16 protein-coding genes are annotated in these 16,801 nt (G+C 58.2%); 13 read left to right on the forward strand and 3 right to left on the reverse strand.

Features of this window, described 5'->3' with window-relative positions:
* Positions 1 to 134: 134 nt before the first annotated feature.
* From K9U38_RS13145 to dprA, 4 genes are read left to right on the forward strand one after another with little or no spacing between them, the layout of a single operon-like run.
* The gene (locus K9U38_RS13145; RefSeq protein WP_224494792.1) at positions 135 to 1,100 is read left to right on the forward strand and encodes an aspartate carbamoyltransferase catalytic subunit; all 966 of its coding nucleotides are present in this window, start codon (positions 135 to 137) and stop codon (positions 1,098 to 1,100) included.
* A complete protein-coding gene (locus K9U38_RS13150; protein WP_224494793.1) occupies positions 1,097 to 2,383 on the forward strand; it encodes a dihydroorotase in 1,287 nt (428 codons plus the stop codon). Before K9U38_RS13145 ends, K9U38_RS13150 begins: the two co-directional genes overlap by 4 nt.
* Before the next feature lie 20 nt (positions 2,384 to 2,403).
* A complete protein-coding gene (plsY, locus tag K9U38_RS13155; protein WP_224494794.1) occupies positions 2,404 to 3,018 on the forward strand; it encodes a glycerol-3-phosphate 1-O-acyltransferase PlsY in 615 nt (204 codons plus the stop codon).
* On the forward strand, positions 3,015 to 4,142 hold the full coding sequence (gene dprA / locus K9U38_RS13160; RefSeq protein WP_224494795.1) for a DNA-processing protein DprA: 1,128 nt from the start codon (positions 3,015 to 3,017) through the stop codon (positions 4,140 to 4,142). Before plsY ends, dprA begins: the two co-directional genes overlap by 4 nt.
* Here the strand turns inward: dprA and K9U38_RS13165 are convergent.
* Positions 4,110 to 4,310, reverse strand: coding sequence for a hypothetical protein (locus tag K9U38_RS13165; RefSeq protein WP_224494796.1), 201 nt, complete (start codon positions 4,308 to 4,310; stop codon positions 4,110 to 4,112). The genes dprA and K9U38_RS13165 overlap by 33 nt on opposite strands.
* 328 nt (positions 4,311 to 4,638) lie before the next feature.
* On the opposite strand from K9U38_RS13165, the gene topA reads away from it, so the two are divergent.
* The 6 genes from topA (at position 4,639) to rpmG (ending at position 12,781) form a co-directional block, all read left to right on the forward strand.
* The gene (gene topA / locus K9U38_RS13170; RefSeq protein ID WP_224494797.1) at positions 4,639 to 7,251 is read left to right on the forward strand and encodes a type I DNA topoisomerase; all 2,613 of its coding nucleotides are present in this window, start codon (positions 4,639 to 4,641) and stop codon (positions 7,249 to 7,251) included.
* Between the two features lie 10 nt (positions 7,252 to 7,261).
* Positions 7,262 to 9,586 carry a ribonuclease R gene (rnr, locus tag K9U38_RS13175; RefSeq protein WP_370631926.1) on the forward strand — a complete coding sequence of 775 codons (2,325 nt, stop codon included), beginning with the start codon at positions 7,262 to 7,264 and terminating at the stop codon, positions 9,584 to 9,586.
* Complete coding sequence (locus K9U38_RS13180; protein ID WP_224494798.1) at positions 9,583 to 10,014, forward strand: DUF983 domain-containing protein; 432 nt, start codon at positions 9,583 to 9,585, stop codon at positions 10,012 to 10,014. Before rnr ends, K9U38_RS13180 begins: the two co-directional genes overlap by 4 nt.
* Positions 10,015 to 10,018: 4 nt before the next feature.
* On the forward strand, positions 10,019 to 10,765 hold the full coding sequence (locus tag K9U38_RS13185; protein WP_224494799.1) for an NUDIX hydrolase: 747 nt from the start codon (positions 10,019 to 10,021) through the stop codon (positions 10,763 to 10,765).
* 356 nt (positions 10,766 to 11,121) lie between these two features.
* Positions 11,122 to 12,297 carry an MFS transporter gene (locus K9U38_RS13190; protein ID WP_224494800.1) on the forward strand — a complete coding sequence of 392 codons (1,176 nt, stop codon included), beginning with the start codon at positions 11,122 to 11,124 and terminating at the stop codon, positions 12,295 to 12,297.
* A 316-nt stretch (positions 12,298 to 12,613) separates the two neighbouring features.
* Entirely contained in the window at positions 12,614 to 12,781 is a 168-nt protein-coding gene (rpmG, locus tag K9U38_RS13195; protein ID WP_008122896.1) for a 50S ribosomal protein L33, read from the forward strand.
* A gap of 68 nt (positions 12,782 to 12,849) precedes the next feature.
* Here rpmG and K9U38_RS13200 read toward each other — a convergent pair whose 3' ends face one another.
* Together K9U38_RS13200 and K9U38_RS13205 are read right to left on the reverse strand one after the other, a co-directional pair.
* Entirely contained in the window at positions 12,850 to 14,226 is a 1,377-nt protein-coding gene (locus K9U38_RS13200) for a PleD family two-component system response regulator (protein ID WP_224494801.1), read from the reverse strand.
* 2 nt (positions 14,227 to 14,228) lie between these two features.
* The gene (locus tag K9U38_RS13205; RefSeq protein WP_008122893.1) at positions 14,229 to 14,600 is read right to left on the reverse strand and encodes a response regulator; all 372 of its coding nucleotides are present in this window, start codon (positions 14,598 to 14,600) and stop codon (positions 14,229 to 14,231) included.
* Positions 14,601 to 14,709: 109 nt separating this feature from the next.
* Here K9U38_RS13205 and K9U38_RS13210 point away from each other — a divergent pair, with 109 nt between their 5' ends.
* The 3 genes from K9U38_RS13210 to K9U38_RS13220 all read left to right on the forward strand — a co-directional run bounded on the left by K9U38_RS13210 (position 14,710) and on the right by K9U38_RS13220 (position 16,708).
* Positions 14,710 to 14,913, forward strand: coding sequence for a hypothetical protein (locus tag K9U38_RS13210; RefSeq protein ID WP_224494802.1), 204 nt, complete (start codon positions 14,710 to 14,712; stop codon positions 14,911 to 14,913).
* On the forward strand, positions 14,910 to 15,194 hold the full coding sequence (locus K9U38_RS13215) for a DUF3572 domain-containing protein (RefSeq protein WP_224494803.1): 285 nt from the start codon (positions 14,910 to 14,912) through the stop codon (positions 15,192 to 15,194). Before K9U38_RS13210 ends, K9U38_RS13215 begins: the two co-directional genes overlap by 4 nt.
* Before the next feature lie 176 nt (positions 15,195 to 15,370).
* A complete protein-coding gene (locus tag K9U38_RS13220; RefSeq protein ID WP_224494804.1) occupies positions 15,371 to 16,708 on the forward strand; it encodes a DNA polymerase IV in 1,338 nt (445 codons plus the stop codon).
* The last annotated feature ends 93 nt before the right edge of the window (positions 16,709 to 16,801 follow it).

Here is a 16,801-nt window from a genome sequence, read left to right on the forward strand (position 1 = left end):
TGCCATAGTCGATATTCATCATTGCAATCGTTTTGCACTTTCAGTTTTTCGCACCATTTTCTTGGAAAACTGGGATCCAGGTGGCCCCCGGCGCTTGCGGGGCCGCGGCTTGAAGCTTATAGGGGGGACTTGACATGACATCAGAAACGCTCCCCCTCCTGTTTCCCCATCGCCACTTGCTTGGCATCAAGGGTCTTTCCCCGCAAGACATTGTACAACTGCTCGACCTCGCCGAAAGCGAAATCGCCGTTTCGCGCCAGCCGGAAAAGAAGAAGAGCGTCTTGCGCGGCCGCACCCAGATCAATCTTTTCTTCGAAGCGTCGACGCGCACGCAATCATCTTTCGAGCTGGCCGGCAAACGTCTTGGCGCCGATGTGATGAACATGTCCGTCGGCAATTCGTCGGTGAAGAAAGGCGAAACGCTGATCGACACGGCGATGACGCTCAATGCCATGCGGCCCGACATCCTGATCATCCGCCACTCATCCGCCGGCGCTGCAGCGCTTCTGGCGCAAAAGGTCGGCTGCTCCGTGGTGAATGCGGGCGATGGCGCGCATGAACATCCGACGCAGGCCCTCCTCGATGCCCTCACCATTCGCCGCGCCAAGGGCAAGGTCGCACGGCTGATCGTCACGATCTGTGGTGACGTGCTGCACTCCCGGGTCGCGCGCTCGAACATCATCCTGCTCAACGCTCTTGGCGCACGCGTTCGCGTGGTTGCCCCCTCGACGCTGCTACCGTCCGGCATTGCGCATATGGGTGCCGAGGTGTTCCACAAGATGGAAGACGGCCTGAAAGATGCCGACGTCGTCATGATGCTGCGCCTGCAGCGCGAGCGCATGGCGGGCTCTTTTGTTCCTTCCGTGCGCGAATATTTCCGCTATCACGGCCTTGACCGCGAAAAACTCAAATATGCCAAGCCCGACGCTATCGTCATGCACCCGGGTCCGATGAATCGCGGCGTGGAAATCGCCTCCGACGTGGCTGATGGCGTCCAGAGCGTCATTCAGGAACAGGTCGAGATGGGTGTTGCCGTGCGCATGGCGGTGATGGAAGCGCTGCTCGACCAGCGCCGCAATGCTGAGGGAGTAGCAGGATGAGCACCACCGTTCTGCACAATGCCCGCATTGTCGACCCCTCACGCAATCTGGATGAGCCCGGAACGCTGATCATAAAGAACGACAAGATCGTCGCCAGCGGCGCCGATGCCCGCAACCAGGGCATGCCCGAAGGTGCTACCGTCATCGATTGCCGCGGGAAAGCCGTGCTTCCGGGCCTCGTCGACGCGCGCGTCTTCATCGGTGAACCCGGCGCCGAGCACCGCGAAACCATCGCCTCCGCCAGCCATGCGGCGGCCGCTGGCGGTGTGACCTCGATGATCATGATGCCGGACACGGATCCTGTGATCGACAATGTCGCGCTCGTCGAGTTCGTGATGCGGACGGCGCGCGATACCGCTGTCGTCAACGTCCATCCGGCGGCGGCTGTCACCAAGGGCCTGCAGGGCGAGGAGATGACCGAGATCGGGCTGCTGCGCGAAGCTGGCGCCGTTGCGATTTCGGAGGGCCGCCATTCGATCGCCAATTCGCAACTGATGCGCCGCGCGCTCACCTATGCCCGCGACTTCGGTGTCGTCCTTGCCCACGAAGCGCGCGATCCTCATCTCGGCATTACCGGCGTGATGAACGAGGGCCTCTATGCGAGTTGGCTCGGTCTTTCCGGCGCCCCGCGCGAAGCGGAAGTCATTCCGCTGGAGCGCGACATGCGTCTTGCGGCGCTCACGCAAGGCGCCTACCACGCGGCGCAAATTTCGACGGCCATGTCGGCCGAGGTGATTACCCGCGCCAAGCAGAACGGGTTGAACGTCACCTCCGCCGTATCGATCAATCATCTCTCGCTCAACGAGAATGACATTGGCGAATTTCGTACCTTCTTCCGTTTGGAGCCACCGCTGCGCCTCGAAGAGGATCGACTCGCCATGGTGGAAGCGCTTCGCGATGGCACGATCGACATCATCGTTTCGGCGCACGATCCGCAGGACGTCGATACGAAGCGCCTGCCCTTCGCCGACGCTGCAGCGGGTGCCATTGGACTGGAAACGCTGCTCGGAGCAGCCCTTCGCCTCTATCACAATGGCGATGTGCCACTGCTGCGCATCATCGAGGCAATGTCGAGCGCACCGGCCCGGATTTTCGGCCTCGATGCAGGTTCACTGCGACCGGGATCGGCGGCGGATATGACCATAGTCGATCTTGACGAACCATGGGTTGTGAAGGAAGAAGACTTGCGGTCGCGTTCCAAGAACAGCTGTTTTGAGGGTGCGCGTTTTCAAGGTCGGGTCGTTCAAACATTCGTCGCAGGAAAGTCAGTATTCACCCTCTGAAGTGATCAAAAGGATCATGCATGTCGGAATTCTTCAACGGGCAAGCAGGATTTCCGCTTCTCCTGTTCGCGCTCGCCTTTGGCTACCTGCTCGGTTCCATTCCCTTTGGCCTCATCCTGACGCGCATGGCCGGGCTAGGTGACGTGCGCAGCATAGGCTCCGGCAATATTGGAGCCACGAACGTCCTGCGTACGGGCAACAAGAAACTTGCTGCGGCAACGCTGCTGCTTGATATGCTGAAGGGCACAGCCGCCGTCCTGATCGCCGGCATCGCTGCACCGGAAGCCGCGATTGTTGCGGGCCTCGGCGCCTTTCTCGGTCACATTTTTCCAGTTTGGCTGAAGTTCAAGGGTGGTAAGGGCGTTGCCACCTATCTCGGCGTGTTGCTCGGTCTTTTCTGGAAGGGTGCATTAATCTTCGCGGCCGTCTGGCTGATCGTGGCATATGTAACGCGTTATTCCTCGCTTGCGGCCCTCATCAGTGCAGTCGTGGTCCCCATCGCTCTCTATTGTATCGGTTTGCATCAGATCGCCGCGCTGTTCGTGATCCTGACTATCATCGTCTTCATCAAGCACCGGGCCAACATCCAGCGTCTTGTCTCCGGCACGGAAGGCAAGATAGGATCCAAGGGGTGAATGAAGGGAAAGGCATACGCCTTTCCGACAGCCAGCGGCTGAGCTGGCTGCGCCTTATCCGCAGTGAAAATGTGGGACCGGCGACGTTCCGCGACCTGATTGCCCATTGTGGCTCGGCCGCCGACGCTCTCGAGATGCTGCCAGAACTCGTGCGGCGCGGCGGCGCGGGGCGACCTGTCCGCATCGCCAGCCTTGCCGAAGCCGAACGCGAATTGCAGGCCGCGGCACGCATGGGGGCTGCATTCGTCGGGATAGGTGAGCCGGAATATCCGCCGTACCTCAGGCAATGCGACAATCCCCCGCCGCTGGTCGCGGTCAAGGGTAACCGCGATGTCTTCCGGCTTCCGCCCGTGGCCATTGTTGGCGCGCGCAATGCCTCCTTGGTCGGCATCAAATTCGCCCGCACGATTGCAAGGCAACTTGGTGAAGCTGGCTTTGCGATCATTTCCGGCCTTGCACGAGGAATCGACACGGCCGCCCACGAGGCGAGCCTTGACCATGGTACTGTGGCGGTCATGGCCGGAGGTCTCGACCTGCCCTACCCTCCCGAGAACCTGGCTCTCTACAATGCCATAAGTGCTCGCTTTGGCGCAGTCATCAGCGAAATGCCGTTTGGATGGGAGCCCCGCGCCAAGGATTTTCCGCGGCGCAACCGCATCGTCGCAGCCCTTTCGCTCGGGTTGGTCGTGGTGGAGGCGGCGGAGCGCTCCGGTTCGCTGGTCAGTGCACGGCTCGCTGGCGAACTTGGACGGCTTGTCTTCGCAGTACCCGGCTCCCCGCTGGACCCGCGCGCAAAGGGCACAAATGGATTGTTGAAGAACGGCGCTATCGTGACCACATGTTCCGATGACGTCATAACCGCCCTGATGCCGCTTGTTGAGCGACCTGCCACCGACGATGCCTTCCTGGCGCCGGAGTTTGATTTTCCGCCGATGAATGTACCTGACGAATCCGACCGGGACCGCGTCGTCAATTTGCTCGGTCCCGTTCCGGTTGAAATCGATGAGCTTATCCGCACAAGCGAACTGCATCCGTCAGTGGTAATGCTGATTCTGCTGGAACTCGACCTTGCCGGTCGCCTGCAACGCCAATCAGGCGGATATGTTTCGCTTATCTACTCCTGAGCGGGCACCAATATCCTTGCGCAACTGATCACTGCTTTCAATATACGCAATCTCTATAAGATAGGCCAACATTTCCAAGCGGTTTGTTTTGGCCATTGCCCTCAATTCACCCAGCATTTGCTGAATAAATCTTGCATTTTCAGTCCGATTGATCTGACTATCACTCATAATTTCGTCCTCAAATATAAATTTTCATCAAAAATATGCGCTATACTTTAATGTGGGACTGCCTAATTTATACCTACTTAACCTACCGTTTTTTATACTCTAAACCGGTAAACGAGAAATGACTCGCCATGAATGCACTATAACCTTGAACCTTGGAGAAAAATACCATTAATTGCATAAGTTCGTTGAGCAACCACCGGTTGCATTTGACGAATTTTGACGTGCAGGCCTTGACGTTATGACGAAGCCTGTTCATTTCACAGGGCCTAATCCGAAGTGAAATTAGTGCTTTTGCAATATGACAAGGGCAGGAAAGCTCAATTCTAAAATGAACGTTGTCGTCGTCGAATCGCCTGCCAAGGCCAAAACAATCAATAAATATCTGGGTTCGGGTTACAAGGTCCTGGCATCGTTTGGCCATGTGCGGGATCTGCCCGCAAAGGATGGCTCCGTTCGTCCCGACGATGATTTTTCGATGTCGTGGGAGGTTGACTCCGCTTCGTCCAAGCGACTGAGCGACATCGTGAAGGCGCTGAAGGAGAGTGACGGGCTCATCCTTGCAACCGATCCGGATCGTGAGGGTGAAGCCATTTCCTGGCATGTGCTCGAGGTCCTGCAGCAGAAAAAGGCTATCGGCAAGAAGCCCGTGAAGCGGGTCGTGTTCAATGCGATCACAAAAGGCGCCGTGCTCGACGCCATGGCCAATCCCCGCGACATCGATATGCCCCTGGTCGATGCCTACCTGGCACGGCGTGCGCTGGACTATCTGTTCGGCTTCACGCTGTCGCCCGTTTTATGGCGCAAATTGCCCGGGGCCCGCTCGGCCGGCCGAGTGCAATCGGTGGCCTTGCGCCTTGTCGCCGACCGGGAAGCGGAAATCGAACGCTTTGTCCGTGAGGAATACTGGAATATCGCAGCGCTTCTGAAGACGCCGCGCAATGACGGCTTCGAGGCGAGACTGGTTGCTGTCGACGGCAAGAAGCTCGGCAAGCTGGACATCAAGAACGGCGAACAGGCCGGCGACATCCGCACCATGCTCGAAGGTGCGGCCTTCAAGGCGGCTTCTGTGGAAGCAAAGCCGATCAAGCGCAGCCCCGGACCTCCTTTCACGACTTCAAGCCTGCAGCAGGCGGCCTCCGGTCAGCTCGGCTTTACGCCCTCGCGCACCATGCAGATTGCACAGAAGCTGTATGAAGGCATGGACCTGGGAACCGAGACCGCGGGCCTGATCACCTATATGCGAACCGACGGCGTGCAGATGGCACCCGAGGCCATCCAGGCCGCCCGCCAGACCATCGGAAAAGTATTCGGCGAAAAGTACGTGCCCGAGAAGCCGCGCTTCTACGCAACCAAGGCAAAGAATGCCCAGGAGGCGCACGAGGCGATCCGCCCGACCGATTTCAATCGCCATCCCAAGGACATGCGTCAGTTTCTTGATGCTGACCAGGCAAGACTTTACGAATTGATCTGGAAGCGCGCCATTGCCAGCCAGATGCAGTCAGCCGACATCGAACGGACGACTGTGGAAATCGAGGCGCAGAATGGTTCGCGTAGCGCCCAGCTGCGTGCCACGGGTTCAGTCGTGCGCTTCGATGGCTTCCTCGGTGCCTATACGGATCACCGCGAGGAAGAGGATGTCGACGAGGACAGCGCACGTCTTCCCGAGATTCGCGCTGGCGAGGCACTCATCCGCGAACAGATCAACGCAACGCAACACTCGACCGAACCGCCGCCCCGCTATTCGGAAGCGACGCTCATCAAGAAAATGGAAGAGCTGGGCATTGGCCGCCCCTCCACCTACGCGGCAACGCTCGCTACACTTCGCGACCGGGAATACATAACCATCGAAAAGCGCAAGCTGATTCCGGAAGCCAAGGGCCGATTGGTCATTGCTTTCCTGGAAAGCTTCTTCAAACGCTACGTGGAATACGACTTCACGGCCGGTCTTGAGGAAAAGCTCGACGAGATTTCTGACGGAAAGCTCAAATGGAAAGACGTTCTGCGCGATTTCTGGACAGATTTCTTCGGCTCGATTGACGGCATCAAGGAACTTCGCGTTACCAACGTCCTTGATGCGCTGAATGACCAGCTTGGGCCGCTCGTATTCCCGCCTCGCGAGGATGGAAGCGATCCGCGCATCTGCCAGCTGTGCGGGACAGGCAATCTTTCGCTCAAGCTCGGCAAATATGGTGCCTTTGTCGGTTGCTCGAACTATCCGGAATGCAAATTCACCCGCCAGCTCGGCGGCAGTGAAGCGGCAAACGAGAACGGCAACGGCGGCGACGAACCGAAACTGCTCGGCAAGGACCCCTATACCGGCGAAGACATTACCGCGCGCAATGGTCGTTTCGGCCCCTATATCCAGCGTGGCGAGGGCAAGGAAGCCAAGCGTGCCAGCCTGCCGAAAGGCTGGTCGTTCGACACGATGGACCATGAGAAGGCACTGGCACTGTTGTCACTGCCCCGCGATGTCGGCCAGCACCCTGAATCCACCAAGATGATCTCGGCCGGGATCGGGCGCTATGGTCCCTATATCGCCCACGATGGGACCTATGCAAATCTCGAGAGCGCAGAGGACGTGTTTTCGATCGGGCTCAACCGGGCCGTCACGGTGCTTGCAGAAAAGCAGGCCAAGGGACCCGGACGCGGACGCGGTACACCAGCGGCACTCAAGGAGCTGGGCGAACACCCCGATGGTGGTGTGATCACCGTTCGGGACGGCAAGTATGGCCCCTATGTCAACTGGGGCAAGGTGAACGCCACGCTGCCCAAGGGCAAGGACCCGGCTGTCGTGACGGTCGAGGAAGCCCTTGCCATGATCGCCGAAAAGGCCGGTGCCAAAGGCACGAAGAAGGCTCCCGCCAAGCGTGCCGCAGCGACCAAGAAGCCCGCTGCCAAGAAACCCGCTGCGAAAAAAGTAGCAACCAAAAAAGCAAGTTAAGGAAAATCCATTGGCACGCCGTATCTCTCCACCCAGCGGAAAAAAACGGCTTGCCAATCTTTCGGGGTCGAAGCGCGAGGCGCATATGCCGGGGCGTGAGGAGATTCTCCAGTTCATCAAGGAGAATCCCGACCTTGCCGGCAAGCGAGATATCGCCAAGGCCTTCAACCTGAAGGGGGATGCACGCATTGCCCTGAAGGACATATTGCGCGACCTCGCCGATGACGGCCTGGTGGAGAAACGCGCCAAGCGCCTCGCCATGCCCGGTAGCCTGCCAAGCGTGGCGGTGCTGGACATTACCGGTCGCGAAGGGGATGGCGGTCTGATCGCCAAGCCGGCGGAGTGGGATGCCAACCACCAGGAACGCCCTCCGGTTGTTTTTATTCGGGTTTCGCGTAACCAGAAAGGTCCGGCCCCCGGCGTCGGGGATCGCGTGCTGGCACGAATTTTTCATGGTGCGGACCCGTCCGGTCCTGCCTATACGGCGCGCGTCATCAAGCGGATCGAGCATCGCAAGGATGCGGTGCTCGGTGTCTTGCGCAAGCTCGACAACGGCGAATGGCGTCTCGAACCGGTGGAACGGCGGCAGGTGGAGCTTTCGATCGATCCTGCCCAGCTCAACAATGCGAAGGCGAATGACCTGGTCGAGGTCGAGGTTTCGAAAGTCAGCCGCTATGGTCTTGCTCTGGGGCGGATAACCCAGGTTGTCGGCTCGGTGGCAAGCGAGAAAGCGCTTTCGATGATCGCGATCCACGAGCACGAGATCCCGCATGTCTTTCCCGACAGTGTGATTGCGGAAGCCGAGAAGGCCAGGCCTGCATCCATGGCCCATCGCGAGGACTGGCGCCAGGTTCCACTGGTCACCATCGATCCGGCCGATGCCAAGGACCATGACGATGCCGTCTTCGCCGAGCCCGATACCGATGAAAAGAACCCGGGCGGATTCATCGCAACTGTCGCCATCGCTGATGTTGCCGCCTATGTGACGCCGGATTCGCAGCTCGACCGCGAGGCGCTGAAGCGCGGCAATTCGGTCTATTTCCCGGACCGGGTCGTGCCGATGCTTCCGGAGCGCATCTCCAACGACCTGTGTTCGTTGAAGGAGCTGTTGGATCGCCCTGCCCTCGCCGTGCGGATGACATTCAGTGCGGAAGGCCGCAAGGTTTCACACAGCTTCCACCGCATCATGATGCGCTCCCATGCGCGCCTTTCCTACCCGCAGGCGCAGGCGGCCATCGACGGCGTGCCGGACGAAAAGACGACGCCGATCCTCGATTCGATCCTGAAGCCACTCTGGGCCGGCTATGCGGCGTTGAAGCGCGGCCGTGATGCGCGCGAGCCGCTGGAACTCGATCTTCCCGAAAAGAAGATATTGCTGACACCGGATGGCAAGGTCGACAAAGTCGTCATTCCGCCACGGCTCGATGCGCACAAGCTGATCGAAGAATTCATGATCCAGGCCAATGTCGCCGCGGCCGAGACGCTGGAGCGCAAGAAGCAGCCGCTTATCTTCCGCATCCACGACGCGCCATCATTGGCCAAGCAGGAAACCCTGCGGGAGTTCCTGCGCACGCTCGACATTTCGCTTGCCCGCGGTGCCGAGCTGCGACCCAATCAGTTCAACAATATCCTCAAGCGCGTCGAAGGCAGCGAGCAGCAGGACCTGGTCAACCAGGTCGTGCTCCGATCGCAATCACAGGCCGAGTACAATCCTGAAAATATCGGGCATTTCGGTCTCAATCTCCATCGCTATGCGCACTTCACCTCGCCGATCCGGCGCTACGCCGATCTCATCGTTCACCGGGCGCTGATCTCGGCGCTCGGCCTCGGGCCCGATGGTATTACCGCGAAGGAGGAAGCCGCGCTTCCGGAAATCGCCGCCCTGATCTCAACCTCCGAGCGCCGTGCAATGGCGGCCGAACGCGACACTGTGGACCGGCTGATTGCACACTATCTTGCCGACAAGGTTGGTAGCAGCTTCGAGGGCCGCGTCCAGGGCGTTACCAAGTCCGGACTGTTCGTTTCGCTTGCGACATATGGTGCCGATGGGTTTATTCCCATTTCAACTTTGGGTGATGATTACTATCTTTACGACGAAACCAACCATGCCCTCTCCGGTGAACGGAGCGGAAAGGGCTTCCGGCTTGGCGATATCGTCGAGGTTCGTCTGGTCGAGGCCCTGCCCGTAGCAGGCGCATTGCGATTTGAAATGCTCTCAGAGCCACACCCTGTACCCAGCGGTGTGCGCTCGCACCACAAGGCAAAGCGTTTCGTGCGCGGAGCCCAGAAGCGACCCGCCAGCGCATCTCGCGGCGGTCGAAGAGGCAGAGGATGACGGTACAGACTTTTGGCGCGGACAACGCCCCGGCAAGACCGGCACGCCCGGTCGGGCGGGCCATGTGGCGCGGTTTCCGCTGCCGCTGCCCGCATTGCGGCGAAGGCAGGCTCTTTCGCGCCTTCGTGAAGTCCGTCGATAATTGTTCGGTTTGCGGTGAGGATTATACCCATCAGCGCGCGGACGATTTCCCCGCCTACATAACCATCACAATTGTCGGTCATATTGTGCTTGGAGGGTTTCTTGCGGTTGAAACGCTGGTTTTGCTGTCGAACTGGGTACATCTGGCCATATGGGTGCCGTTGACAATCCTGATGTCTATAGCGCTGTTGCAGCCGATCAAGGGTGCGATCATTGGTTTGCAATGGGCAAATTACATGCATGGTTTCGGTGGCGAGACCGACGACTTGGAGCCATCGGACCAGTGATCTCATGGCAATAGCGCCTGTTACCAGCCTCGACACATCGGCATCGGATCGGGCACGCCTGGTCAGGGTGCGGCCGCGGGACGCGGCATCGCTGTTGCTGGTCGACCGTTCGGGCAAGGACCTGCGCATTCTCATGGGCAAGCGCCACATGCGTCACGTGTTCATGCCCGGCAAGTTTGTTTTCCCCGGAGGGCGCACGGAAGCTGCAGATGGACGCATTTCCGCCATTGCCGAACTTTCTGCCCCCGATCAGGCGAAGCTTCTCGATGGCATGGGCAGCCGCTCGAGCATCCAGCGCTGCCGGGCGCTGGGACTTTCAGCGATACGCGAGACCTACGAAGAGGCCGGGCTTCTTCTCGGGCGGCGGGCTGTCGATCGTCCCGACATCACCCACCCGGACTGGAGCGCTTTCGTCGAGCGCAACATTCATCCCGATCTTTCCGTGCTGCGTTATTTTGCGAGGGCAACGACGCCACCCGGTGGCTCACGTCGTTTCGACACGCGATTCTTCCTCGCCTACCGCGATGCTGTGGCCGATACTCTGCCAGAGGCCACGGGACCGTCGCAAGAACTCGAAGAATTGTGCTGGCTCCCGTTCTCCCAGGCAACACAACTCGACATTCCCGAGATCACCCGCATCATCATCAGGGAAGCCGAGGCTGTTCTGGCGAGCAATCCGACGCTGGAGCCCGGCAATCCCGTCATTCAATACCGCATGAAATATGGGCGATTCGTCCGAGAGGTCTTTTAGAGCCTTTCATGATTACACGAAATCATTCTGTTTCTCGTTTGGGGCGGCGGTCCACCAGGAAGGGCGCGAAGGCCGATGTGGTGCATCGAGCGAGCGGCCTGACGCCGTGGGCGCCCGCCAAACGGAAACCCAGCCGTTGGTTTGCAGATGCAGACCAACAAGCTGTCAAACCCGCTGATCGAATTATCCGCGTTTCTCCTAAACGCGGTTCGATCAGTGGGCCGGGCAGGTTTGGGCCAAATCCTTCGGCCTTCGGCTTGTCCGGGCGACCAGCCCGGCCTTCGCCTCAGCCCTCGACCTTGTCCCAAACCTTCACCGGCAGAATGGTTCCGTGGAACCATGAAAGGCTCTAATCCATGGATGCAACGCAGACGTCTGACCTGACGGCAGTCCGGTCTTCCTGGCGCGCGCTTGTCGCAGCCATCGCAACGATCAGCTCGGTTGGCGTGGCCATCGGCCTCGGCATTCCGCTCCTGAGCGTCATTCTGGAAGGCCGTGGCCATTCAGCCACGATGATCGGCCTCAACGCTGCCGTTGCCGGAATTGCGTCGATCATCGCGGCGCCATTTGCAGCCCCCATTGCAGCTCGATTCGGTGTTGTGCCGACGCTCCTCGCCATGCTTGTCATTGGCGCTTTTTCCTTTGCCGGATTCCATTTTTTCACCGAATTCTGGATGTGGGTCGTACTGCGCGTCTTTCTGCATTTCGCGTTGACGATGCTCTTCATCCTGTCGGAATATTGGATCAACGCCGCTGCGCCGCCCGAGAGGCGCGGTCTCGTGCTCGGCATCTATGCTACCGTATTGTCGATGGGTTTCGCCCTCGGTCCGTGGCTGTTTTCGCGGGTCGGCAGCGTGGGCATCATGCCGTTTGCCATTGGCTTCGGGATCATCATCTTTGCCATGCTTCCGGTACTCCTCGCGTGGAAAGAGAGCCCGGATTTCCATGAGGAAGAACATGTACCATTTGCGCCATTCATCTGGGCCGTACCGACCGCTACCGCTGCGGTCTTCGTCTTCGGCGCTGTCGAAACCGGCGGCTTTGCGCTGTTTCCTGTATTCGGGGCCCGTATCGGCTACAGCGAGGCCAATGCAGCGCTGTTGCTGACGACGATCGGACTTGGCAATGTACTGCTCCAGATCCCGATCGGGCTGCTCAGCGACCATGTGAACGACCGGCGCAAGATCCTGCTGGCCTGTGCATTGATAGGGCTTGCGGGCATGTGTGTGCTGCCATTCATTTCCGCCAACTGGTATCTCGTGGCTGCACTGCTTTTCGTCTGGGGCGGCGTCGTCGCCGGTCTCTATACGGTTGGCCTGGCGCATCTCGGGTCACAGCTTACCGGCCGCGAGCTGGCATCCGCAAATGCCGCATTCGTGTTCTGCTATGCAATCGGTATGCTGGTTGGTCCCCAAGCGATTGGCATCGGCATGGATCTCATGGGTCCTCAGGGGTTCTCTGTTGCGCTTGCAACCTTTTTTGCGGCCTATGCGATTCTTGTCGGGTCGCGCCTCATCAGCCGCAGGGGCTAGCATTACAACCAACACGCGCCTGGAATCAGCAGCAACAATGTCATATTGCGCTTGGAGTGAGGGACGAGCTTTCGCTCGCCTCCCTTTCCTTATAGGTTGAATTGAACCCGGAACACGACTTGCCAGCCAGTCCGGGTTCTTTTCACTGTAAAAGTGATGCTAAGTGGATGTCTTGCGAGCGAATAAATCGATGAGACCATCGAGCTAGGCTTGACTTTTCACCCGGTTCGGTTAAGTGTCCGGCCGAATTTCCGCTTATAGCCACGCTGCTGGACTTGAATAGCGGTCCTCAATAATCAGAACAGGTAAACTGAAAATGGCTAAGGCTGCGAATATCAAGATCAAGCTTCTGTCGACCGCTGATACCGGTTTCTTCTACGTTACGAGCAAGAACAGCCGTACCAAGACGGAGAAGATGTCCTTCCGCAAGTACGACCCGGTCGCACGCAAGCATGTTGAATTCAAGGAAACCAAGATCAAGTAACCTCGGTCGTCCTGAAAACAAAAATGCCGCCCTCGGGCGGCATTTTTGTTTGTAGTGGCCTGCTTCGTTCAGGCTGCAGCCGAGACCACCTTGTTTCGGCCCGACGCTTTGGCACCGTAGAGTGCTTCGTCTGCGCGCTTGAGGAGGCTCTGCACATTGTCATCCTTCGGCATTACGCTGGCAATGCCGATGCTGATGGTCACCGGAACGCTGGTGCCCAACTGATTGACGGCAAAAGGCGTCGAAGCCACCTCACGCCTGATCCGCTCAGCCACAATGGCCGCCAGGGCCGCGTCGGTGTCCGGCATGACTATGAAGAACTCCTCGCCCCCATAGCGACTGGCGAGATCGCTGCCGCGGACATTGCGCCGAAGGCGACGGGCAAACTCGCGCAATACCTCGTCGCCGCCATCGTGCCCATGGGTATCATTGATGAGCTTGAACCGGTCGATATCCGTCATCAGAATCGAAAGCGGACGCTGCCGGTCCACTGCGCGCTTGAACAATGTCGCGAGATGGGTTTCGAGATAGAGGCGATTGTGCAGCCCGGTCAGGCTGTCGGTCACTGCCAATTCGTAGGTCTTAACGACGCTGGCGCGCAGGCCGTCGTGATAAGCCTTGCGGCGCAGTTGCGTGCGCAGTCTGGCCAGCAATTCATTCGGATTAAGGGGGCGTATCAGATAGTCGTTTACACCGAGTTCCAGGGCGCGCCTGATCAATGTTTCCTCGCCCTGATCCGCCACCAGAACGATGGGCAATGAACGCGTATTGTCGAGTGATCGCAACTGCGCACAAATTCGCAGAGGATCGAACGCGGCAAAGTTTGAGGCAATGATCAGACAGTCGTGATTGCCCTGGATGGCGTCAATAAAGCCCATCTGAGGGTCAGTCTGCACATCGACGCTGCCCTGGTCGCCCAAAATGCGCCGTATCCGTTCCACGCTCTCCGGCCGCTCATCGATCAGCAATATCCGGGCATTCTTGAGCCCCTCGCCACCGGCAGGAAATCTGAGTATTGATTCCAGACCGACATCGCGGGTCGTGGCGACACGCAGGCGCAGTTCGTCGGTAAGGTTTTTCAACCTTACCAAGCTCTTCACGCGTGCAAGAAGTTGCAAATCGTTGACAGGTTTGGTCAAAAAATCGTCTGCCCCGAAATTCAGTCCGGTGATCCGGTCCGAATCCTGATCGAGTGCGGTGACAAGGATGACGGGGATGTGCGCGGTTGACGGACTTGTCTTCAATCGGCGACAGACCTCGAAGCCATCCAACCCGGGCATCATGACATCCAGCAGTATCACATCGACATTGCTGGTGTCGCAAATCTCAAGTGCTTCATAGCCGTCCGATGCGGTGACGACTTCATAATATTCAGCGCTTAGCCGCGCCTCCAGAAGCTTCACATTAGCAGGTACATCGTCAACAACAAGAATTCGGGCCGTCATGGTCAAGCATCGCCAAGGTAGGATTTGATCGTTTCGATGAATTTCGGCACCGAGATCGGCTTCGAGATATAGGCCTCGCAGCCTCCTTGCCTGATGCGTTCTTCGTCGCCCTTCATTGCGAAAGCGGTCACAGCAATGATCGGAATCACATGGAGATCGTCATCGGCCTTCAACCACTTGGTGACTTCGAGGCCAGACACTTCCGGCAACTGGATATCCATGAGGATCAGGTCCGGCCGATGTTCCCTCGCAAGATCAAGTGCTTCCAGGCCGTTGCGCGTGCGGATGGTTTCGTAGCCGCTGGCTTCGATAAGATCGCGGAAGAGCTTCATGTTGAGCTCGTTGTCCTCGACGATCATAACTTTCTTTACCATCGGCATTTTCCTGTTGATCATGCTTGAAAGCCGCATGCCGCCCGTCAAGTTCTATGAGACAAAGATCATATCGCTGCCCCAACTATATGGATGCATTTGATAACCTGTGATGATTGATGAAAAGGAAACTCTACAGCCCAATCCCGAAATGCTGCTGATCATGTTTAACCAAGGATTTATTGAACATCTTCTTTTGATCATATTCAACCGGCTACAACGATTTTGGGACAACGAAACGGGGGGTAATCCTATCATGAGCACCCGCGTTGGACTGGCGAGACGCGGAAAAACATGGGGCACAGGGAATAAATGAAGAATCAGATCGACACTGGCGATGCGGAAACATTGGCAATCAATTCTTTGGTATTTCTGGCTGAGGATGGTGAGTTGCTTGCCCGGTTCCTCGCATTGACCGGAGTTTCCGCCGACGAGATTCGCACGGCTGCCGGCGAGCCGGGATTTCTTGCTGGCGTACTGCAATTCTACCTTGGTCACGAACCGACACTGATGCGCTATTGCGAGGCGACGGGAACGGATCCTGCCCACTTTCAGGAAGCACTTCGGCTCCTGCCCGGTGGCAGGGAGGACATATGATTGAATGGTTGATAGCCCATTGTCCGTGATTGTAATGCCCCAGCTCCTCCGATAAGGTCGGCATGTTCCTTTTATGTTCCGAACTCTGGCACATGGCGCCTCCTTGAAGCGGTTTGCAATCGGCACCCACACCCTTTGCGTGGAGGCACCTTCATCCGGAAACAGAGCTGACTACCATGACCGCAAACCGCTCCAACAATCCGCGATTCGGCTTTTGCCGTGACTGCCTGGCCGCGCAGCCATCCGAAGGGCGGCGTTGCCACGTTTGCGGCAGTCCGCGTCTTCTGCGCCATCCGGAACTTTACCGCTTGAGCATTGCTCACGTGGACTGCGATGCCTTCTACGCTTCTGTCGAAAAGCGCGACAATCCGGACCTGCAAGACAAGCCCGTGATTATCGGCGGAGGAAAACGCGGTGTCGTATCAACAGCTTGTTACGTTGCCCGCATCCACGGCGTTAAGTCTGCCATGCCGATGTTTAAGGCGCTGGAAGCCTGTCCGCATGCCGTCGTGATCCGGCCCGACATGGAGAAATATGTCAGGGTTGGGCGCGAGATCCGCCAGATGATGCGTGATTTGACACCCCTCGTCGAACCGCTGTCGATCGACGAGGCTTTTCTCGACCTCTCCGGCACCGAGCGCCTGCACCACGATCCGCCGGCACGCGTGATGGCGCAGTTCTCCAATCGCGTGGAGCGGGAAATGGGCCTTTCGGTTTCGGTGGGGATTTCCTATTGCAAATTCCTCGCCAAGATCGCTTCGGACTTCGACAAACCCCGCGGGTTTTCCATTATCGGCGAAGAAGAAGCCCTCACCTTCCTGGCCGACAAGCCGGTTACGATGATCTGGGGTGTCGGCAAGGCTTTTGCTGCGACGCTGGAGCGTGACGGAATCCGTACCATCGGGCAATTGCAAACCATGGAGCTCGGACCGCTCATGGCGGCGTACGGGATCATGGGTCAGCGGCTACATCGCCTCTCACGCGGGCTGGACAACCGCCGCGTGGAGCCGGAGAGCGAAAGCAAGAGTGTTTCCGCAGAGACTACCTTCAACGAGGATATTGCGTCGCTCGATAAACTCGTCCCGATCCTGCGCTCGCTGTCGGAGAAGGTCTCCCGGCGCCTCAAAGCTGCGGACATCGCCGGTCGCACTGTCGTGCTCAAACTGAAGTCGCGCGATTTCAAGCTCCGGACCAGGAGCCGGCAGCTTGCCGATCCGACACAGCTTGCTGACCGCATTTTTCGTACGGGACTGTCATTGCTAGAGAAGGAAATCGATGGAACGCGGTTTCGCCTCATCGGAATCGGTGTCAGTGACCTCGGCGATGATAACCGGGCCGATCCGCTCGATCTCGTTGACACGCAGGCAACAAAACGTGCAGTTGCTGAGTCGGCCATCGACAAGCTCCGCGGGAAATTCGGAAACAATGCTGTCGAGACCGGGTACACATTCGGGAAGTTCAAATCTCGAACAACCAATCCTCCCGATGAAATCGATTCGAGCGAAAACGGTTAGCTTTTGAACACGTTTCACCGAATTTGATGCAGGAATTGCCTGATTTGGTCGAAGAATCTCGCTCAGGAGCTGCAATCTGAATGTATCAGGTTG

The sequence above is a fragment of the Phyllobacterium lublinensis genome, assembly GCF_020164435.1.
Lineage (GTDB): Bacteria > Pseudomonadota > Alphaproteobacteria > Rhizobiales > Rhizobiaceae > Phyllobacterium > Phyllobacterium lublinensis.